The sequence below is a fragment of the Microcoleus sp. K4-B3 genome, assembly GCF_036704615.1.
GTDB lineage: Bacteria > Cyanobacteriota > Cyanobacteriia > Cyanobacteriales > Microcoleaceae > Microcoleus.
In genome coordinates, this window is record NZ_JAUBSF010000055.1 from 1 (window position 1) to 20,362 (window position 20,362).

At 44.7% G+C, this 20,362-nt stretch carries 17 protein-coding genes; 8 read left to right on the plus strand and 9 right to left on the minus strand.

Features of this window, described 5'->3' with window-relative positions:
- A partial coding sequence (locus tag QUA78_RS21110; protein ID WP_333306963.1) for a hypothetical protein occupies positions 1–302 on the plus strand: 302 nt, incomplete at its 5' end.
- A 90-nt stretch (positions 303–392) separates the two neighbouring features.
- Positions 393–1,907: a phospholipid carrier-dependent glycosyltransferase gene (locus QUA78_RS21115; RefSeq protein WP_333306965.1), complete on the plus strand. Its 1,515-nt coding sequence runs from the start codon at positions 393–395 to the stop codon at positions 1,905–1,907.
- Positions 1,908–2,055: 148 nt separating this feature from the next.
- Here the strand turns inward: QUA78_RS21115 and trmB are convergent, their stop codons facing one another.
- The 4 genes from trmB to csaB all read right to left on the minus strand — a co-directional run bounded on the left by trmB (position 2,056) and on the right by csaB (position 5,434).
- Positions 2,056–2,688: a tRNA (guanosine(46)-N7)-methyltransferase TrmB gene (gene trmB / locus QUA78_RS21120; protein ID WP_333306967.1), complete on the minus strand. Its 633-nt coding sequence runs from the start codon at positions 2,686–2,688 to the stop codon at positions 2,056–2,058.
- A 159-nt stretch (positions 2,689–2,847) separates the two neighbouring features.
- On the minus strand, positions 2,848–3,579 hold the full coding sequence (locus QUA78_RS21125; RefSeq protein ID WP_333306969.1) for a Uma2 family endonuclease: 732 nt from the start codon (positions 3,577–3,579) through the stop codon (positions 2,848–2,850).
- Between the two features lie 21 nt (positions 3,580–3,600).
- On the minus strand, positions 3,601–4,374 hold the full coding sequence (locus QUA78_RS21130; protein ID WP_333399001.1) for a Uma2 family endonuclease: 774 nt from the start codon (positions 4,372–4,374) through the stop codon (positions 3,601–3,603).
- Positions 4,375–4,387: 13 nt separating this feature from the next.
- The gene (csaB, locus tag QUA78_RS21135; RefSeq protein WP_333399002.1) at positions 4,388–5,434 is read right to left on the minus strand and encodes a polysaccharide pyruvyl transferase CsaB; all 1,047 of its coding nucleotides are present in this window, start codon (positions 5,432–5,434) and stop codon (positions 4,388–4,390) included.
- Between the two features lie 413 nt (positions 5,435–5,847).
- Here csaB and QUA78_RS21140 point away from each other — a divergent pair, with 413 nt between their 5' ends.
- The 5 genes from QUA78_RS21140 (at position 5,848) to QUA78_RS21160 (ending at position 11,765) form a co-directional block, all read left to right on the plus strand.
- Positions 5,848–6,159, plus strand: coding sequence for a DUF2499 domain-containing protein (locus QUA78_RS21140; RefSeq protein WP_333307520.1), 312 nt, complete (start codon positions 5,848–5,850; stop codon positions 6,157–6,159).
- Between the two features lie 16 nt (positions 6,160–6,175).
- Positions 6,176–6,595 carry a lysozyme inhibitor LprI family protein gene (locus QUA78_RS21145; protein ID WP_333399003.1) on the plus strand — a complete coding sequence of 140 codons (420 nt, stop codon included), beginning with the start codon at positions 6,176–6,178 and terminating at the stop codon, positions 6,593–6,595.
- A 140-nt stretch (positions 6,596–6,735) separates the two neighbouring features.
- Positions 6,736–9,396, plus strand: coding sequence for a DNA polymerase III subunit alpha (locus tag QUA78_RS21150; RefSeq protein ID WP_333399004.1), 2,661 nt, complete (start codon positions 6,736–6,738; stop codon positions 9,394–9,396).
- 1 nt (position 9,397) lies between these two features.
- On the plus strand, positions 9,398–10,177 hold the full coding sequence (locus tag QUA78_RS21155) for an LAGLIDADG family homing endonuclease (RefSeq protein WP_333399005.1): 780 nt from the start codon (positions 9,398–9,400) through the stop codon (positions 10,175–10,177).
- Complete coding sequence (locus QUA78_RS21160; protein WP_333302211.1) at positions 10,170–11,765, plus strand: helix-hairpin-helix domain-containing protein; 1,596 nt, start codon at positions 10,170–10,172, stop codon at positions 11,763–11,765. The genes QUA78_RS21155 and QUA78_RS21160 overlap by 8 nt, the downstream gene beginning before the upstream one ends.
- Here the strand turns inward: QUA78_RS21160 and QUA78_RS21165 are convergent.
- From QUA78_RS21165 to QUA78_RS21175, 3 genes are all read right to left on the minus strand, one after another.
- Positions 11,742–13,829, minus strand: a complete 2,088-nt coding sequence (locus tag QUA78_RS21165; protein ID WP_333302210.1) for a serine/threonine-protein kinase — start codon at positions 13,827–13,829, stop codon at positions 11,742–11,744. The genes QUA78_RS21160 and QUA78_RS21165 overlap by 24 nt on opposite strands.
- Positions 13,830–14,154: 325 nt before the next feature.
- Positions 14,155–14,493, minus strand: coding sequence for a DUF3593 domain-containing protein (locus QUA78_RS21170; RefSeq protein WP_333073253.1), 339 nt, complete (start codon positions 14,491–14,493; stop codon positions 14,155–14,157).
- A gap of 297 nt (positions 14,494–14,790) precedes the next feature.
- Complete coding sequence (locus tag QUA78_RS21175) at positions 14,791–15,441, minus strand: ATP-binding protein (protein ID WP_333302209.1); 651 nt, start codon at positions 15,439–15,441, stop codon at positions 14,791–14,793.
- 630 nt (positions 15,442–16,071) lie between these two features.
- Between QUA78_RS21175 and QUA78_RS21180 the strand changes: the two genes are divergently transcribed.
- Positions 16,072–16,776, plus strand: a complete 705-nt coding sequence (locus tag QUA78_RS21180) for a pentapeptide repeat-containing protein (RefSeq protein ID WP_333399006.1) — start codon at positions 16,072–16,074, stop codon at positions 16,774–16,776.
- Between the two features lie 104 nt (positions 16,777–16,880).
- On the opposite strand, the gene QUA78_RS21185 is transcribed toward QUA78_RS21180, so the two are convergent.
- The gene (locus QUA78_RS21185; RefSeq protein WP_333302206.1) at positions 16,881–17,867 is read right to left on the minus strand and encodes an alpha/beta fold hydrolase; all 987 of its coding nucleotides are present in this window, start codon (positions 17,865–17,867) and stop codon (positions 16,881–16,883) included.
- Between the two features lie 118 nt (positions 17,868–17,985).
- Positions 17,986–19,446 carry an Asp-tRNA(Asn)/Glu-tRNA(Gln) amidotransferase subunit GatA gene (gatA, locus tag QUA78_RS21190; protein ID WP_333302205.1) on the minus strand — a complete coding sequence of 487 codons (1,461 nt, stop codon included), beginning with the start codon at positions 19,444–19,446 and terminating at the stop codon, positions 17,986–17,988.
- Between the last annotated feature and the right edge of the window lie 916 nt (positions 19,447–20,362).

Genomic DNA, 20,362 nt, shown 5'->3' on the forward strand with positions numbered 1-20,362 from the left:
ATTGCTTCTTTGACGGGATGGGAATTTATTTTAGAGGCTATATCTGTAGCAGAACTTTAGGAATTTGGTATTACAGCGAGTCCGTAACGCCCCCAAACCCAAAGCGTGAGATTCATAAATACCTGCTCAAACAAGACCTGGTTAACCGGTATCATAGTCGATCGCAGCTTATCAGGTGCGCTTTCCCTTCCTGCGTGCCGATTACATCGGGGGCATATTGTGCGATCGCACCCGCCGCTGCACGTAGTGCCACATCCTGCAAGGGCGATCGACCGCCTCGGATTTGCCTCCGCGAAGGTTAAAAGTCATAATTGTAATTTTTACGCTATTCTCAACTCAGTATTTTTAAATTAACGCTCCCAAACCTAGCATCTACTATTTTTTGATGTTTTATGAACCCCAACAAAAAACAATCCCACAAATCTATTTTTGTTTTTGCCCTGGGAATGCTCGGTGTGTTCCTCTTTTCCTTAACTCTGCGATTTTGGGAACTAGAACGATTTAACACTTTAGTATTTGACGAGGTTTATTACGCTAAATTTGCCAACGATTATCTCACAAAAACTCCTTTTTTCAACGCTCACCCGCCTCTGAGCCAATACATAATTGCGATCGGCATTTGGATCGGCACTCACCTTCCCTTCGGCAAAACAGCCGTCAACAGTATGGCTGGCTCCCTGCTTTCTCCTTGGGATTACCGCTGGCTGAATGCTCTTACAGGTTCCTTTATTCCCCTAGTTGTGGGAGGCCTGGCTTATCAGCTAGTTCGGCGCCGCACCTTTGCTTTTCTTGCTGCTTTGTTTATCGCCTGCGACGGTTTGTTTTTAGTTGAGTCTCGTTACGCGCTGAACAACATTTATCTAGTTTTGTTTGGAATTTTAGGTCAGTTATTTATTTTAAAATCCGTAGAAGCAGAAGGCAAAAAGCGCTGGCTTTTGCTGGTGCTCGCCGGTACTGGATTCGGCGCATCTGCGGCTATCAAATGGAACGGATTATGGTTTCTTTTCGGTACTTATCTAATTTTAATCTGTGCTTGGGCAGTTCGTTTTATCCAGGGTAACAGAGGAAATGAAGAACAAAGCCGCGAGGTAGATTCACCTCTAATTCCTGCCGAAAGTCCCGTACAAAAACTGACTAAACTCAATTTTATAGAACTCTGCTTAAGTCTAGCTATTATTCCTATTCTAGTTTACAGCATCTCTTGGATTCCTCACCTGCACTTTAATCCAACTCCCAATTTCTGGCAGATGCAAACGGAAATTTTGACTTATCACCAGCGGATTAAAAGCGGCCCAGATGTACATCCTTACTGTTCCACGTGGTACAGTTGGCCTTTGATGCTGCGCCCCATAGTTTACTTCTACAAAACTGCTAGCAGCAATGCCCAACCAGATCCGGTTTTGCCACCTTTACCTGAAGGTGCAACTCAGGCAATTTTTGACGTTCACGCAATGGGAAATCCATTGCTTTGGTGGCTGTCAACCTTAGCTTTACTGCTAGTAATAGGAGTTTTAGTTCACCGGATTTTGGTGTGGCTGCAAACGCGCAGCGAGGCTTCTGTTGACACGATAGAACAGCAGCGGCCAATTTTGTTTCCGCCGACTGCCCAAATGTGGCTGGCGTTATATTTAATAGTTAATTGGGCCGCTAATTTGCTGCCTTGGGTGAAGGTGACTCGCTGCATATTTTTGTACCATTATATGGGCTGTTCTGTGTTTGCAGCCTTAGCACTTGCTTGGTGGGTTGACAGGTGGCTGCACAGCCCTCAAACTCGACTCCGAGGGATGGGGGTAACAATTATTTTTCTGGTTTTGGGTGCTTTTATTTTCTGGATGCCTATCTATTTGGGACTGCCTTTGTCGCAAATGGAATGGAAAATGAGGATGTGGCTGGCGTCTTGGGTTTAAGTTAAAAATAATTCTTTTATTAACGGGCAAGATGCCCGTTCCACAAGAAAATTAAGTTTTGTGGAACAGGCAAGATGCCTGTTCCTAACAAAGGTGCAAGATGTAAGTTATAACATTTATGACAAAGGTGAGTTTGCAAAAGCGAGCATTATTTTTGATAGAGTGCTCGATAAACTGGTTCGCCCCGTTTCAGAGTAGCAATTTCTCTTTCAGTAGCAACAGGTAGGGGATTTTCGGCTAACCAGTTGTCGCCGTTTTGACGTTTAAAACTGGGGTGAGATGAAAAGCGATCGCACATTTCTCTTTCTACTTCTTCAATATCTGACTGAATAAAAACTTCGCCACCAATTCCCAGATAAATTGCCAATTCATTAACTAATTCCTGCTGCACCACGCGCCGTTTGTGGTGCTTTTTCTTGAACCACGGATCGGGAAATTGAATGCTAACTCGCTGCAAACTGCCAGCGGGAAAAGTTTCTAAAATGGGCTTCAGAGAACTATTCGCATTGCAAAACAAATAGTGCAAATTTGTCAAGCCTTTTTCGTCCCGCCAAAGATTCGCCTCCTCTACCAGAGGTTCCCGAATTTCTAATCCGAGAAAATTCCAGTCAGTTTGTACTTGCGCCATGTGCCACAAAAACCGTCCTCTGCCACAGCCGATATCTAAATGCAGCGGTAAATTTAAGTCGGCATAGATTTTAGCCCAATCCGGGGGACTTGCAGATGCTTGATATCTAATTGATAAGGGATTGACGTGTTCCCGCACTCTTACTCTTGCCAATTTTGCTGTCTCCTGAATGTAATTTTGAACCGCTGATGAAGGCAGATGAACGTGGATTTACGCAGATAAATATTGATTTTTGCGATGTTGTTCAATACTTTTTAGTTAATGAGCCATTAAAAATTTCAGAGGGACAATTTTAAATGGCTCATTATTGCATTAGACTTCTGGTTCAATGCCTGCAGCCCTTAATTGCGCGGCTAGTCGATCGGCCCGCTGTTGAACAGTTGCTTTTTCCTGCCTTTCCCTTTCTACCATCTCTGCTCCCCACAATAACATCTCTCCGCTCTCATCCCACCACCGCAACCAATATCCCGTTCTTTCGGCTTTTGTTCCCTGCCAAACCCCCAGAAATAACCCAACTCCTGCAATCCAATAACGGCCGTTTAAATCTGGTGGTTGTACTTCATACTTTCCTGATGAACCCAACTGGTAGATTTCTAGCAATCCTGCCGCAGGCTCAAAAAGTGCATAGATTGGAACTCGCAATACTTGTTCGTAAAAAAACCATTTACCGGGGGGATAAGTTTGTTTACTAGAATATTCATCGTTGGGACTAGCTGACAAAAATTCCATGACAATCGCCGGGACTTCCCCTTCTAAGTTGGGAGTGTAACTGCGGCGAATTTCTTGACTAGAAAGTGGCTGGACGTTGCGGGCATAAAACCAATCGGGAGCTTTGATAACTAGCTTGCCGTTTAATGTAGCGCAAATTCCCATGTTTGGGGCAACTAATATTCCTGCTACTATTAGCCTCGCGATTTCTAAGATTTCTCGCAAGGCGGCGGCTAGCAAGGGTTGGTCGATATTTTCCACAGGTTCCTCGTCTAAAATGAAGTCGTCTGGCAATTTTTCCCAGGTAATTTTCAAGTCGGCTGTAGTGGCTGTCACGGTATTTTACCTCTTATTCTTTTAGGCTTCTGGTTCAATGCCTGCCGCCCTTAATTGTGCGGTCAATCTTTCCGATCGTTCTCGTTCATGTTCTGCCCGTTCTCGTTCATGTTCGGCTTGCTGTTGAGCGATCGCCCTTTGCTGCCTTTCCCTTTCTACCATTTCTGCTCCCCACAATAACATCTGTCCGCTCTCATCCCACCAGCGCAACCAATATCCCGTTCTTTCGGCTTTTGTTCCCTGCCAAACCCCCAGAAATAACCCAACTCCTGCAATCCAATAACGGCCGTTTAAATCTGGTGGTTGTACTTCATAATTTCCTGATGAACCCAACTGGTATACTTCTAACACTCCAGCGGCGGGTTCAAAAAGTGCATAGATTGGAACTCGCAATACTTGTTCGTAAAAAAACCATTTTCCCGGCGGATAAGTTTGTTTACTAGAATATTCATCGTTGGGACTAGCTGATAAAAATTCCATGACGATCGCCGGGACTTCCCCTTCTAAGTTGGGAGTGTAACTGCGGCGAATTTCTTGACTAGAAAGCGGCTGGACGTTGCGGGCATAAAACCAATCTGGAGCTTTGATAACTAGCTTGCTGTCTACTGTCGCGCAAATTCCCATGTTTGGGGCAACTAATATTCCTGCTACTATTAGCCCTGCGATTTCTAGGATTTCGCGCAAGGCAGCAGCGAGCAAGGGCTGGTCGATATTTTCCACAGGTTCCTCGTCTAAAATGAAGTCGTCTGGCAATTTTTCCCAGGTAATTTTTAAGTCTGCTGTACTGGCTGTCACGGTATTTTACCTCTTACGGAGACTGCTGGAGCGCGGCTCGCAATACTTCGCGATGAAAGAGCGATCGCTCTACTATAAATTTTATCCTGTCTGGCGATAAGGCGTCGCCGTTAGCATAGTGTTCGATCCAGGTTTTGCTGATTAAATAAGGATCGTCTGGCAATTCTGATAATAAGTATCCCGGCATTTCTAGCTCTTCCATTAACTGGCTGACTTTGGGATCGTAGCTGAGAGCAAAACAGCGGCATTCTTCGGATGCGGCCATAATTAAACTGTGGTAGCGCATCCCGATCGCCATTTCGACTCCCCGGAAGACTCCTTTCAATTTTCTCGGATCGTCTAAACTGAGGATGCGGCTCCTTTTCGGCAGCGCTTCGTGCAAATGTTGGGCAATTTCTAAGTCGTGAGACGCTTGAAAAGGCAGCAGCAAAATTAAGGTGCGAGTTGCTTTTTGAAAGTCAACTAAAGCTTGAGTTAAGATTGACAAACGCGCGGGAGTTAGTGTAGAATGAGAACGCAAACAAACAGCAACTCTGGGCGCAGGTAAATCCCACAAACCCGACACGGGAGAATTCTCCAAAGCCCACACGGGATCGGGCGCTAAAGTAAAGGGAATTTGCCAATCTGCAAGTAAAGTAGCTGAACCTTTATCCCGCACGCTGACGGCGGTGCATCCAGCAAAACAGCGCTGAGATAACTTGCGAGTGATTTCGCGCTTCAAAGGCCCAATTCCCTGGGCCCAAGCAACAGTTTTTAACCCCATCCGCTGCGCTATTCCCATCAAACCCCCATAATAGAAAGGGCTCGCTATGCTAGTAGCGTCTTGGATTAAACTGCCGCCGCCCCAGATTAGGGCGTCGGAGGTGCGGAGTGCTTCGAGAACTTGAAACGCATTCATGCGATCGCGCGCAGCTACCCCGTACCGCTGATTTGTCTCGACAGGATTGCCAGACAGGACGATCGGCGTCACGCCATCTGGTAACATTTGCAGTAGCGATGCCAACAGCGCCTCGTCGCCGCCGTTGCCTTTACCGTAATAGCCGCACAAAATTGCTCGCATTTCTACTCTTTTGTTTGTTTGTGATGGGGAATGTAACTATTTTAGATTTTAGATTTTGGATTTTAGATTTTTTTGAGATTTGAAATTTGATAATACTAATACCCAAAAAAATGTTACTGTCAGCAAACTTCAAGGCTTTATGTCATCAGTCAGCTCAAATCGCCAATCTAATAAAATCTCAAATCGCTAATCTAAAATTGTTGTATGACCAGCCCAAAAACAGGTACAAGCCCCGACTTAAGTCGTGGATGCTCCTAAAATTTTAGACCAAAGCTCAAGCTCCAAGATTCATCTGTGGAGTAAATCTAAAATCTAAAATCTAAAATCTAAAATCGACTGACTCATCATACTTTATATGACAGTTGCGTAAGTCCCGATCGATAAATCTTTCATCTTCGTTCACGATACAAAAAATGCACGCTTTGTCAATTCCCACCTGGATTATTCACATCTCTAGCGTCGTCGAGTGGATTGCCGCCATCTGGTTAATTTGGACTTACGGCGAAGTCACTCAAAACCGAGCTTGGTGGGCCCTTTCCGCCGGAATGCTGCCCGCTCTTGTCAGCGCTATGTGTGCCTGTACATGGCACTATTTTGACAACTCTCCCGCCCTAGAATGGATCGTTACCCTTCAAGCGGCGATGACTCTCATTGGCAATTTTACTCTATGGGCGGCGGCTTGGTGGATTTGGCGATCGGCTCAACCAGAAAAAATTAAAGATTGAAAAAGAGGTAAATATTTTGAAAAAAATCACTATTTGGGTCAAATTAGCCGCGAGTTCGCTGTTGTTGACAGCCGGATTTTTGCTTCCCAGCAAAGCCAGCAACACTTCCTTGCAACTTGCCCAACAGCCTAACTGCAAAAGTCCTCAAACTACACAGGATCAGAATGCGTGTTCCAGTCAAGAGTTTCAGGCAGCAGACAGAAAACTCAATCAAGTATATCAGCAACTTCAGCCGAAACTCAACAGCAAACAAAAGCAAAGATTGATAGTAGCACAGCGTAGTTGGCTCAAGTTTAGAGATGAATCTTGCAATTATGAAATGGGGCAGTTTGAAGGTGGAACTTTGGCTGCTTCTACCTACGGTTATTGCAGAGCTAGGGTGACACAAGAACGGGTTAAAGACTTGGAGCGTTATTTGCAACAAGCAAGTTTGTAAAAGTTAGATCGATATTTAGTAATGCAATCGATACCCACCCTACGAGAGAACAACGATTGAGTCCCAAATTTTTTTATTTGATCTTTCTCTATCCGGATGGTGTACAATCTAAAATCTAAAATCTAAAATCCAAAATCGCTATGTCCTTCGTTGGTTTGCACATTCACAGCGATTATAGCCTGCTGGACGGGGCGTCTCAGCTACAGCAGCTCGCAGAACGGGCGGTGGAATTGGGGATGCCCGCGATCGCCCTTACAGACCACGGAGTGATGTACGGGGCGATCGAGCTAATCAAAGTTTGCCGAAATAAAAATATTAAGCCGATTATTGGCAATGAAATGTATGTCGTCAACGGCGACATTGAAGTAAAAGTTCGAGGTAGAAGAAAATACCATCAAGTTGTTTTAGCTAAAAATACCCAAGGTTATAAAAACCTCGTCAAACTAACCACAATTTCCCATTTAAAGGGAATGCCTGAAAGAGGTATTTTTGCCCGACCTTGCATCAACAAGGAACTGCTAAAACAATACTCCGAAGGCTTAATTGTCACCAGTGCTTGTTTGGGCGGCGAAGTTCCCCAAATGATTCTGCAAAACAAGCTAGATACTGCCCGCGAAGTTGCCAAATGGTATAAAGAAGTATTTGGGGAAGATTATTATATAGAAATTCAAGACCACGGTTCCCCGGAAGACCGGATTGTTAATGTTGAAATCGTCAAAATTGCCCGCGAACTCAACATTAAAATAATTGCCACCAATGATTCTCACTATATTTCCTGCAACGACGTAGAAGCACACGATGCTTTACTGTGCATTAACACCAACAAACTGATTGAAGAAGACAAGCGGATGCGCTACAGCGGTACTGAGTATTTGAAGTCCGCAGACGAGATGGCCCAACTGTTTCGAGACCATTTGGATGATGAAACAATCAAAGATGCGATCGACACCACTTTAGAAGTCGCAAATAAAGTAAAATCTTACGACATCATGGGGGAATCGCGCATTCCCAACTATCCAATCCCCCCAGAACACACAGCAGACACTTTTGTCGAAGAAATATCATGGAAAGGACTATTAGAACGCCTCAAAGCTAGAAGTCGCAATGAAATTACCGCCGTCTACAAAGAACGGCTGGAATACGAACTAAAAATGATTCAGCAGATGGGTTTTTCCACCTACTTTCTAGTAGTTTGGGACTACATGAAATATGCGAGGGACAACCAAATTCCCGTAGGCCCAGGACGCGGTTCAGCCGCAGGTTCCCTAGTTGCTTACGTCTTAAAAATTACCAATATTGACCCCGTACATCACGGACTGCTATTCGAGAGATTTCTCAATCCAGAACGCAAATCCATGCCAGATATCGATAGCGATTTCTGCATAGAAAGACGGGACGACATGATTAAATACGTTACTGAAAAGTATGGCGAAGAGCGCGTAGCGCAAATTATTACTTTCAACAGAATGACCTCAAAAGCTGTCTTGAAAGATGTTGCCAGAGTGTTAGGCATTCCCTACAAAAAAGCAGACGAAATGGCAAAATTAATTCCCGTGTCGCGGGGAAAACCGGAAAAACTAAAAGTGATGATTTCTGATGCAACACCTGCACAGGAATTTAAAGACAACTACGAAAATACAATTTGCATCAATGAAGAAACCGGGACAAAAGTCCCTGTTCGTCAGTGGATTGACATGGCAATTCGGATTGAAGGGACAAACAAAACCTTTGGCGTTCATGCGGCCGGCGTAGTGATTTCTTCAGACCCGCTCGATGAAATTGTACCGCTACAAAAAAATAACGAAGGTGCTGTGATTACGCAGTATTATATGGAAGATTTGGAAGCACTAGGTCTTCTGAAAATGGATTTTCTAGGATTGAAAAATTTAACAACGCTCCAGAAAACTGTTGATTATATTAAGCAAACCCAAAATCTAATTGTCGATCCAGAAATGCTACCTTCTGATATAGAGCGCAGAGCTCAAGAGACTTTTGGCAGAATCAAAAAGTTACCCGATGATGTAGATAAAACATATAGACTTTTAGAAAGAGGAGATTTAGAAGGTATTTTTCAGTTAGAATCATCGGGAATGCTGGATGTAGTCAAAAAACTCAAACCTTCCTGTCTGGATGATATTTCTTCTATTTTGGCACTTTACCGACCCGGCCCGCTGGATGCAGGTTTGATTCCTCAGTTTATTGACTGCAAGCACGGTAAAACAGTTGAGTACGATCATCCGCTATTAGAACCGATTTTAAAAGAGACTTACGGAACGCTTTGCTTTCAAGAGCAAATTATGCGGATGGCTCAAGATTTGGCGGGCTATTCTTTGGGTCAAGCTGACTTGCTGCGGCGCGCAATGGGCAAGAAGAAAGCTGATGAAATGCAGAAGCAAAAGGAAACATTTATCGACGGCGCAACTAAGAATGGAGTCAGTCAAAGAATTGCTGAGAAACTGTTCGCGCAGATGCTGCAATTCGCGGAATATTGCTTGAGCTATGACACGAAGATATTGACAGTGGAATATGGGGCGATGGCTATTGGCAAAATTGTTGAGGAAAAAATTGAATGTACTGTTTATAGTGTTGATAGCAACGGTTATATTTATACACAGTCAATTGCACAGTGGCATCGCCGGGGGCAGCAGGAGGTCTTTGAGTATTGCCTGGAAGATGGCTCGATAATTCGCGCCACAAAAGATCACAAGTTTATGACTGTTGGCGGTCAAATGCTGCCCATTGACGAAATCTTTGAACAAGGATTAGACTTAAAACAAATCAACTCTAGCTCAGATATATAAAATGTATCTCGACTATAGGCAGCTAAAATCGGAACACAAGGAACAAATCATTTCTGCTTTTAATCAGGGCATGGAGTGTCGAGACATTCCTAACTACCTTGGTGTGAGCGAAAGAGCAGTTTCAAGGGTTTTAAAAGAAGCGGAAATTAATACTAAGCGGCGAAACCGCTATACTTTAAATGAGAGCTATTTTGATGTAATTGACTCTCAAGCTAAAGCTTATTTATTAGGATTGATAGCTGCTGATGGCTGCGTTACTCAAACTAATTATGTAGCTTTTGAATCTATTGACAAAGAACTTACAGAAATGCTCAGCATAGAGCTACAATACTCTGGTGAAATTAGAGTTATTCAGCCTCAAAATTATGCTCCTCACTACCGAATAAATTTTTCTTCTGAACAACTGGCAAGCTCTTTACAGGGCTACGGCATCATAACAGGAAGAACTTTTTCGGAAGTTACCTATTTCCCTAACTTAAAATATTTAGGGTCTTATGTGTTAGGCTATTTTGACGGTGACGGTTGTGCTTATGCAAACAAAGGTAGAAGTGGCGGTTTAGTCTGCATTGTGGGTTCCTTTGAATTTGCCTGCGGACTAGCAAGGCGCCTAGGTATGGGTTCTGTACAAGAGCATCAATTAAAAAAAGTTTATTATTGGAGAATCTTTAGTCGAAAAAATATACAAGCATTCTATGATTTTGTGTATCAGTATCCCCGCTTGGGATTGCAACGAAAAAAGACTAAAATTGAGGATATTCTAAGGAGTTACAAACATGGTTAAAATTATTAGTCGAAAATCACTAGGAACTCAAGAAGTCTATGACATAGGCGTTGAACGAGAACATAACTTTATCCTAGAAAATAGTTTGGTGGCATCTAACTGCTTTAATAAATCCCATTCAATGGCCTATGCCTATATCACTTATCAAACTGCCTATTTAAAGGCGAATTATCCTCTAGAATACATGGCTGCACTGCTGACTGCTAACAGGGGCGATCAGGATAAAGTACAGAAATATATCGCCAATTGTCTCAAGCTGGGTATTGAGGTTGAACCGCCGGATGTTAATAGCTCTGAACTTACTTTTACACCGCTGCCCAAACAGATGACGGGCTCTGCAAAAGATAAAATTTTGTTTGGGGTTTCGGCGGTTAAAAATGTGGGAGAAGCGGCAATTGAAAATATTTTGGCGGCGCGGCAGGAAGGGGGTAAGTTTAAATCGCTGCCGGATTTGTGCGATCGTGTAAATCTCCATTCTGTCAACCGCCGCGCTTTAGAAGCATTAATTCAATGCGGTGCTTTTGATAAAATTGACAACAACCGCAATCAATTAATAAACGACCTGGAAGGGGTCATTAAATGGGCGCAAGACCGCAAAAGAGATCGAGAAAGTGGCCAAGGCAATCTATTTGATTTGTTGGGTACGAGCTTCGGAAAGTCGGCAAGTACGTATGACTCTGCTCCCAAATCAAAGCCTGTAAAAGATTTGGACAAACAGGATAAATTGCGTTTAGAAAAAGAATTACTGGGCTTTTATGTATCAGAACATCCCCTAAAGTTTCTCATGCAAGTAAACCCAGACCCCGATGTGGTGACTCTCGAACAGTTAGCCGATAAAAAGGGAAAAGTATCAGTTATTGTCATGCTCAGCGCTATCAAACTTGTAGTGACAAAAAAAGGCGATGCAATGGCAATTTTGCAATTAGAAGATTTGACACATCAAATAAAAGCTGTTGTGTTCCCCAAGGCTTACGAACAAGTGAAACCTTACATTGTAGAGAATGCTATCTTACAGATTAGTGGAAAAATCGAGAAAGATGGGGAGGAAATTCAGATAATTGTAGACACTGCAAAGCCGGTTGAAACAGTACAGGTTGCAGAGGAAATCGAGAGGGCGGAACCGGAAATAAACAACCCTTGGCCGGCGAAACCAGTCAACATTGTACGATCGACAAAACCTGTGGAAGTTTTAGAAATGGTCATTGTCAAGCTTACACTGCAGCAAGTACAAGACGGGGAAAAACTCAATGACCTCAAAGCCCTTTTGGAAGAACTTTCCTATCGGGGAGAAGATGCTAGCGTTTCTGTGGGGGGAATTGTTGTCGGTGAATATTCCTGTCAACCCTTTCGCATTAACCGTCAATTGTGGGTGCAAGATGGCGAGGGAACTGTTAGCCGTCTCAAGTCCGCTAAATTTGATGCTTGGGTTTTTCCTCTAGACAATGCCGGGGATGCTGCGGTGTTTCGAGAAATGCGATCGCAACTTAATGTACATTCTTGGGCCAGTCGTTTACTTGACACTGACGCCGATCGCCTTCACAAGTATCTCAATTATCTCGCCCAATTAAACAGACGCCCGCCAAACTAACACTTCGCCGCCATCGCCACCGGTGACTAAAGTTTGACCGTCAGGACTAAAAGCCACCGGATTGCACCCAGCCAGACTGCACAAACATTCTCCTGTTTCCAGATTCCAGAGTTTCACCGTACCGTCTCGACTGCCGCTAGCCATCGTTTCGCGATCGGGACTAATCGCCACCGAAATCACCGCCTCAGAATGCCCCCTCAAAGTATTAATCAATTCCCCTGTATCGGCATTCCACAATTTAACAGTAGCGTCGGCACTTCCACTGACAATCATCTTTCCATCTTGACTAAATGCGATCGCATAAACCCAATCTGAATGACCGACAAAAGTCCGTACACTCTCCCCAATACCTACAAACCACATCTTGATAGTTTTGTCAGCACTGCCGCTGGCAAGCATCATACTTTGAGGGCGAAAACTAACAGATAAAACCTTGTCAGAATGTCCCGAAAGTTTTTGAACCAATGCTCCGTTGCGCTGGTTCCACAATTTAATACTCTGGTCGCCGCTAGCACTCGCAATCGCTCCCGAGTCGCAACTAAAAGCCACCGAGTACACGGAGCCGTAGCGGTGACTGTAGGGCGAACCAAAATCGCTGTAAAATTCGCGAATCATCGCCTTTTTATCCAGCTTCCACTCAATGACTTTTCTGTCAAAACTGCCGCTAACCATCATTCTCCCATCTGGGCTGATTGCCACAGCATCAACCCTGGCGGAATGGCCGAAAAAAGTATGGATGAATTCACCTGTTTGCAGGTCCCACAGCTTAATTGTTTTATCGTCGCTGGCGCTAGCGAGAATATTGCCTTGAGGATTAATAACAACAGCATTAACCGAGTCTGAATGACCGTGGAGAATGCGCGCGCGCCGCCAGTTATTAGACAATAATTTCGGATTGCTAGCGGATGGCGCAACATGAACATTTTGGGCAGGCGCGGCCGATACGGCGGTTGCTGTATTTGGCTGCGAGTTAGTTAATGGCGAATTTATAGCTATTTTGGTTCGATAATTATAAGAAATTTGAGAGCGGGGATATTGCCCAAATTTTACCAAGTCTTGCAGCACTTCACCAGCGGACTGATATCGATCTTTTACCGAATCTTTGAGCAATTTATTCAAAATAGTTGCTAATTTTTGGCTGACTTTTATGCCTTTTTGCGCCAAGTGCGATCGCCAAATCCATTTGCATTCCAAAGCATCGAACAAATCATTCAGTACCGCCCCAGTTAGCAGGTGAATGCAGGTAACGCCCAAACTGTAAAGGTCGCTCGCCGGATACGCTTTGCCGCTGCGAATTTGTTCGATCGGCGCATAGCCAGCAGTTCCAGTTATCGTCCCCGTTTTCGCTTCAGAAATGCCGGTAATGTGCTTAGCAACTCCAAAATCTACTAGCACAAACTGACCCCCCCTCGCCTTCCCCTCTACAGCAGGAGATTCAGCGACAATTATCCCTTTCATACCACCAGAAGATTGAGGTAAATTTGCCCCTCGTTTTTCTTTACTAGGAGTTGAGGTGCCATATCCCGCCGCAGCCCACAAGGTTTGGGGAGTTCTTCGCACAATATTTTCCGGCTTAATATCCCGATGAATCACCTGCTGTTCGTGAACAAATTGCAAAACAGGCAACAAATTGATCAACAATTCCCAAATCTGTTCCTCGCTAAAAGCTCCCTGCTGCTGCAACTCCTGAAACAAATTATTTCCCTCGATTAACTCTTCCACAAGATACAGACGTTTTGCTTGTTCAAAAGAAGCCAGCAAACTTGGAATCTGCGGGTGTTCTCCGAGTTCGTGCAACCGGTGAGCTTCTTGTTTGAACAGTGCAGTTGCCTTTTCTAATTCGGCCTTTTCTTGCACTTGGGGGAAAAATTGTTTGATGGCGCAGCGAGTTTTCAACCTATCTTCATCGACAGCTAAAAAAGTTCTGCCAAATGTTCCTTCACCGATAGGTTGAATGGCGCGGTAACGCTCTTTCAGTAGCAATTTAGAGCCGCACGCCAGACAAAAATTGCTTGAGTCAGCATTCTGCGGCTTTTGGCAATGGGGATTGAGGCAATAGCTCATCTTTTTTCCGGCCTGGAGATTCCCACCACAGCTAAACTTAGCAACATGGTAGTCTGTTTCCACTCACGCCCAGAGCACCATTCTCGATAATACCTGAGAAACTCGCTTTCTAAACCCAAAATCTCGGCTCTCAGGTTGAGCCCGTGGCAAGAAACCAAGGTGAGGACACTAGAAGTGCTTGATGTGAGTTTCCATCTATTCTAATGCTTTCCTAAAATTTTGCAGGTTGGGGGAGCACCAAGTGGTATGTCAACAGTTCACTGTTAACTGCGGCTATTCTGGAGCATTTCTGCGGAGAGTAAATACAAAACTGAGATGATCCCGGCTATTCTCCCCCATCTAAAAGACACTCTTGCTCCTCGCCGCCCTTTTGTGACGATGCTTTGGCTTTAATCACCGCTTCTCTAAAGCCTAAAACTAATAAAATATTGGCAAGTGTTAAGAATAGTTCCGCAGAACCGTGCAGCCAATCGACATTTGCTAGCGACTCGTTGTAGGCAACTTTTGCGTAAATTGCGGCGGGAATAGTCACAGCCACAAAAACGAGAGTGCCGTAAAATCCCATCAGAGCTAAACGGGGTGTTTTTCCCGATCGAGTCAAAAACCAGAGAAATCCCAAGTAGGGAAATAGAGAGAGAACAAATAAAGTTTCTTTGGAAATCATTAGTAATTGGTGAGCAACCAGATACTATGATAAATTAAAAAATCCCAAATTAGTGTGAATAATTTTGAACTTTTAATTTTGAGTTTTTAATGTTTAATTCGACAGAGGCACCGGTTGCTCTCGAACCGCTAGAGAATCACCCAAGCCCATAGCTTTTAAGCAAAGCTGCCGCAGGTCGGAAGTATTCAAAACCCCTCACGCACATGGAGACAAAACCCGTCACTCGTCCCCTAACACCGTTTTTAGCATAACACATTTTCAACCGTGCCAGTCTTTTAATTGTCTCTCACTCCAAAGCTATCGAGCAATTATAAACTGAGAAAGTTCCCAAGTCTTCGGTCTGCTAAGCATTAAGCAAGCATGGTTCAAAACCTCTAAATCCAAGCAGCGTTTTCTATCTGCTGCGATAGTTTCCTTCAGCTTAGCATCAAAATCAAAATACGGGCCACAATCCAAAATTTTGAGTTCCAACCGTCCCTTAAACACCATAATTTCCAGTTGAACAGGAGTTTCAATTGGCAGATTTTTGTGAGCGTGGCGAACTGCATTAGTGAAACCTTCAGCCAAAGCTAACTGAAACTTCCACCAAACCTCATTAGGTATCGATAAATCTTTCAACTGCTCAAACCACTCCAAAACTAGAGTTAAAGCATTCACATCTGTGTTGACTTGCAGGCTAATGTGTTGAACATAACTGTCATGCAGTTCTTGTTCCTGCTGTATTTCATTCTGCCAATCCCAGGTATTTAAGCAATTCATTAACCCATCTAAAATGCTAGCATTTTTTATATTTTGCGATCGATTGCGACCTTCTACTTCGTAACTTTTGCTCAGCGACAAACAATTTCGACCGTCGAGAGTCCGGGTGTAACTTAGCTCGTCTGCAATCTGCCACATGAGTGTGATCCCCCTGCCGCCTTCTGCAAGTTGATCTATGCTGTTCGACATCTATTTTCCTCGTCTGAAAGTGTTAGCTGTACCCAATTTTATCACCCGCCGAGACACGTGGTATTTTTTTGATACTTGTTGGCTCGGTATTATTTCGGGGATCACACCAGAATGCTATCTTTTTTACAGAAGGTAACGCATCAGCAATATGTCTTAAAAGTCTAAGCCAATTGGCTTATTTACCGATCGCCTGTACGGAGAACGATCGCCCTACGCAGCACAATCCAACTGCACTGAGTACAAATACTTATCCGATGTCGGAGTCAGCCACTTGCTGCAGCCGTCGCAAGCTCCAGAATCCCTGGCATTCAGCGCCGGCTTCGGGCCGTGGGAAGCTGCAAGGGAGCCTTGAAGTGCGCGCTCTCATCCCCAAGGCGTAGGTAATATCCGCAAGCGTGAGCGCGATCGAACCTTACACCGTCGAGTCACGTCCATCCACTAGACTAGGACTTACGCAAACAACCCAGTTTCTGCTCAGAATATTGGGTTTGACAGCGAGGAATTAACGAGGAAACCGGGTTTTTGATCCCCCGCACGTAAGTCCAGCAGACAAATCGGTGATGAAAGGCAGTTACAGGACTTACCCAAACTATGACCAAAATCAACCTGAAAATTCTCGCTGCAGCGATAATGCTACTCCCATTGTGCGCCGCACTTCCCTTGCAAGCTCAAAATCTGTCTCTAGTCAAGCGGCTGCTAGAAACAAGAGGATGTCCCGGATGCGACTTATTTGGCGCTTCCTTAAGCCGTGCAGATTTGTTTGGCGCTTCCTTAAGCCGCGCCACTCTCAGCAGGGCTGACTTAGTTGATGCCGACTTGACTGCGGCTGATTTAATGGAAGCTAATTTAAACAACGCCAACATGAGAAACGCCTTTTTGGCCGACGCCGACCTCAGCAAAGCCGACATGAGCAGGGCAGACATCAGGGGAGCAAACTTAGAAAATGCCAACCTCAGCGAGAGTTTTCTGCGAGACGCATCCCTTCAGTTGGCTAACTTAAAATGCAGTAATTTGAGCGCCGCTAAACTCAGTCGAACCGACCTGAGAAATGCCGATTTAAGCGGTGCAAATCTCAGCGGTGCAGACCTCCAAGAAGCAGATTTAAGCGGTGCAAATCTCAGCGGTGCAGACCTTAGATCGGCCGACTTGAGGGATGCGAGATTGAACAAAGCTAATCTCACAGATGCCAATCTCTGCGGCGCCCGGATGCCGAACAGAAAAATATCTCGGCGAGGCTGCGAAGTTAAGAATGAACAAGCTATAAGCACGAACAATTACTGCAATTACTGCTATGCCTTAAATGATTGGTGGCTGAATGTATTAAGGTTGCAGTAAGCGGTATCATCGGGATAACTGCTCCGCTTTAGATATGTACAGTGAGAAGGGCGAGCAGGCGGTACAGATATCAAACTTAACCTGTTACCGCCAACAGCTTTTATCTAGTTTGAAGAACCTAAAAATTGGCTCAGTATTTGCAGATATTCTGCGCCCCCGATATGTGCCACATTAGTGTGACCTCCATCAGGAACTATGTAAAGCTGTTTGGGATCAGGTGCTGCCTCAAACATTTTTTTGCTCATTTCCACTGGAACTACATTGTCAGCAGTCCCGTGAATAAAGAGCACGGGGATTTGCAGGCGATCGACTTTTGAAAGAGAATCAAACCGCTGCGTCAGCAAAAAATCGATCGGAAACATCCAAAACAGCCCTTTTTGGAAATCCACCATCGCCCGCGTCGAAGTAAAAGAGCCTTCTACAATTAACCCCGCCGCCTCCGGGTGGCGCACGGCTAGATCGATCGCGATCGCCCCTCCCAAAGAATGACCGTAGATATAAATTTGATTCGGGTTAATCCCCCGCTGTTTCACCAAATAATCCCAAGCAAGTTGAGCATCCTCATAAACCTGAGATTCACTCGGAAAATCGCCCTGGCTTTTTCCATAACCGCGATAATCCATCACAAATACCGACAAACCTAATCGATGAAATCGATAAGCGTGTTCGACATTTGATCCCACATTTGAAGCATTGCCGTGCAGGTACAAAACTACCCCCCCTAACCCCCCCTTGTTAAGGGCGGGAACCGCAGCGATGACCCGTTTGTCACTTTGGGGCGTAGCCAGAAACGACTCCCCCTTTCTGGCTCCACCCCTTGCTAAGGGGGGGCTGGGGGGATTTTCCGAGGCAGGAATCCACCACCCGTGAACGCTTTCCACCGCGCCTTTTTTAGTTGGAATTGGCAGCCAAACATCTTGATATCTCAACTGAAAATCGTCAGGGGTAGTTTCGATCGCGCGCGCGGGAAAAAAGATAAACTTACCTTGGGCTACAAAGAGGAATACACAAGCAGCGGAATAAGCGACCGCCAAAACTATCCCAAAAGCTATTAGCGATTTAGACAAAAGGAATACTAGCAACTTGTTCATAGATAGAGCACGCGGGAAATTAGATATCGGTCAAAAGCTAATGGCAAATGATTAATTCAGACAATTAGCCAAGATCGATTACTAACTTCCGCCGCCGTATTCCGCCGATTTTCAAAAATTAATCCAATTCCGGGTGGTGCAAGTGCCAATTCGTAGACTGTTCGTAAGCGTGAGCCACTTGAAACAGGCGAGATTCTTGCAAAAGATTACCAATCAGTTGTATGCCCACCGGCATTCCTTTATCATCAAATCCGCAAGGCAAACTCAAAGCTGGCAAACCAGCAAGATTCACCGGAATAGTCATCAAATCTGACAAATACATACTCAGGGGATCGTTAAATTTTTCGCCTGCTTTAAATGCGGTAGTAGGAGCTGTGGGACACACTAAAACATCAACTTGAGAAAAAGCTTTTTCAAAGTCTTCTTTAATCAAAGTCCGAACTTTTTGAGCTTTTAGATAATAGGCGTCGTAATATCCAGCCGACAAAACGTAAGTGCCGATCGCAATCCGGCGTTTAACTTCCGCACCGAACCCTTGAGAGCGAGTTTTGGCATACATATCCAAAAGATTATCGGAGTCTGGAGACCGAAAACCGTACTTGACTCCATCATATCGCGCCAAATTTGCCGAAGCTTCCGAGGGAGCAATAATGTAGTAAGTGGGCAAACCGTAGCGGAACCGGGGACAAGAAATGACTTGAATTTCTGCGCCCAATTGTTGAAATTGCTCGATCGCCTTAGTAACAGCGTCTTTAACCCCCGAGTCCAACCCGACACCAAAAGTTTCTTTAATTACACCAATTCTAATCTGACCCTTCGGTCGCAAACTGGGTCTTAAAGCTTGGGCGTAGTCAGGAATTGGGACATTCAGACTCGTGGAATCTCTCGGATCGTAACCGGCGATCCCCCCCAACAAAATCGCCGCATCCTCAACAGTCCTGCCAAAGGGCCCGATTTGATCGAGAGAAGAAGCATAGGCGACCAAACCGTAGCGAGAAACCAATCCATAAGTCGGTTTCAGCCCCACCAAACCGCAAAAAGCAGCAGGTTGGCGGATTGAGCCGCCTGTATCCGAACCCAAACTCACGACACATTCTCCGGCGGCTACCGCTGCGGCAGAACCGCCAGAAGACCCTCCGGGCACGCGCTCCAAGTCCCAAGGATTCGCGGTAACTTGATAAGCAGAAGTTTCTGTCGAGCTCCCCATTGCAAACTCGTCCATATTCGCTTTACCCACAATCACCGCACCGGCTGCTTGGAGTTTCGAGACGACGGTTGCATCGTAGGGAGGCACAAAATTCTCCAAAATCCGAGATGCACAGGTTGTGGGAATGCCCTCGGTACACATATTGTCTTTAACGGCGATCGGGATGCCGGCCAACAGGCCAATTTGCTCTCCGGCTGCGATTTGGGCATCCACTTTGTGGGCCTGCGCCAATGCGCTGTCTGCTGTCACGCACAGAAAGCTTTTCAACTTCGGCTCTAGCTGGGTAATTCGGTCTAATGCTTCTTGAGTAATTTCCACAGCCGAGCGTTCTTTATTGACCAGTTGTCGGTGCAACTCGCGGATGGATGCCATGCTCGTACCTTTATCATTTCTACTTTGAGACAATACAGTTAATATAGCTGGCAATTGCACGCACTTACAGCTATTCGGCAAAGTCCGTTATTTTTGTGGCTTTGTTCGATCGCGCGATCGACCCTTTTACATACAATAGATTAAATTCTCAAAATCGCACCAGACAAAAAATAGCGCTAGAGCTTTTTACCTAATGTTTTAAACAACAAAGAATGCAACTGTATTATAACTTATGCAAAAAGTAGTTTGACGTGCCAATTATCAGGGTAAGGCGCGCAAGGCGCAGCCTACATAATTAGGTTCTGCTTCCACACCTATGTATGCAAGATTAAAATCCTTAGAAAATCACCCATTCCGAATGTTTTAATCTAAAACATCAAAGAAAATTAGTCTTTTTTCATTATTTAATCTAAAATATAACATTTAAAATATCTCACCCAGGTTATCTTCTACGCAACAATGATTTAGCGTAGAAAAATATCAAAATAAATAAATTCATTCCCGATTATTGCTGCTACCCTTTATGGGGAATGTAACCAGATAATCTTGGCAAGATCGATCCTGAACTCTTACTCCTTTCGCTAGATACAATTAATCCATGGTTTAAAACCATATTTAGATATCAAGCGGATTTCAACTTGGATTACCCTCCTGATAGCCCTGAAAAAACTCAAGAAGAAATAGAAACTTATTAGCCAATACGCTTGGGTCACACTGTTTATTGCCCGCAGATCCCTCTCGTATACCCCCAATCGTTGGGGGGATGCAAGATCGAGTTCTTGTTGCCTCCTTGGTTCGGGGGGCTAGCGAGGATCGGGCTTAACTGAACCGTATTGACTTATGAGCAACAAGGTATTAGCTTGTTGCTGCAACTTCAAAAAGAATTATCCCCAGATAATAAAGTGCGCTATTCTAG

Excerpts from the sequence above, each read along its gene's own strand:
- QUA78_RS21115 (WP_333306965.1), top strand. The coding sequence starts at position 393 with ATGAACCCCAACAAAAAACAATCCCACAAATCTATTTTTGTTTTTGCC.
- csaB (WP_333399002.1), bottom strand. The coding sequence starts at position 5,434 with ATGCGAGCAATTTTGTGCGGCTATTACGGTAAAGGCAACGGCGGCGAC.
- QUA78_RS21140 (WP_333307520.1), top strand. The coding sequence starts at position 5,848 with ATGCACGCTTTGTCAATTCCCACCTGGATTATTCACATCTCTAGCGTC.
- QUA78_RS21150 (WP_333399004.1), top strand. The coding sequence starts at position 6,736 with ATGTCCTTCGTTGGTTTGCACATTCACAGCGATTATAGCCTGCTGGAC.
- QUA78_RS21155 (WP_333399005.1), top strand. The coding sequence starts at position 9,398 with ATGTATCTCGACTATAGGCAGCTAAAATCGGAACACAAGGAACAAATC.
- QUA78_RS21160 (WP_333302211.1), top strand. The coding sequence starts at position 10,170 with ATGGTTAAAATTATTAGTCGAAAATCACTAGGAACTCAAGAAGTCTAT.
- QUA78_RS21165 (WP_333302210.1), bottom strand. The coding sequence starts at position 13,829 with ATGAGCTATTGCCTCAATCCCCATTGCCAAAAGCCGCAGAATGCTGAC.
- QUA78_RS21170 (WP_333073253.1), bottom strand. The coding sequence starts at position 14,493 with ATGATTTCCAAAGAAACTTTATTTGTTCTCTCTCTATTTCCCTACTTG.
- QUA78_RS21175 (WP_333302209.1), bottom strand. The coding sequence starts at position 15,441 with ATGTCGAACAGCATAGATCAACTTGCAGAAGGCGGCAGGGGGATCACA.
- QUA78_RS21180 (WP_333399006.1), top strand. The coding sequence starts at position 16,072 with ATGCTACTCCCATTGTGCGCCGCACTTCCCTTGCAAGCTCAAAATCTG.
- QUA78_RS21185 (WP_333302206.1), bottom strand. The coding sequence starts at position 17,867 with ATGAACAAGTTGCTAGTATTCCTTTTGTCTAAATCGCTAATAGCTTTT.
- gatA (WP_333302205.1), bottom strand. The coding sequence starts at position 19,446 with ATGGCATCCATCCGCGAGTTGCACCGACAACTGGTCAATAAAGAACGC.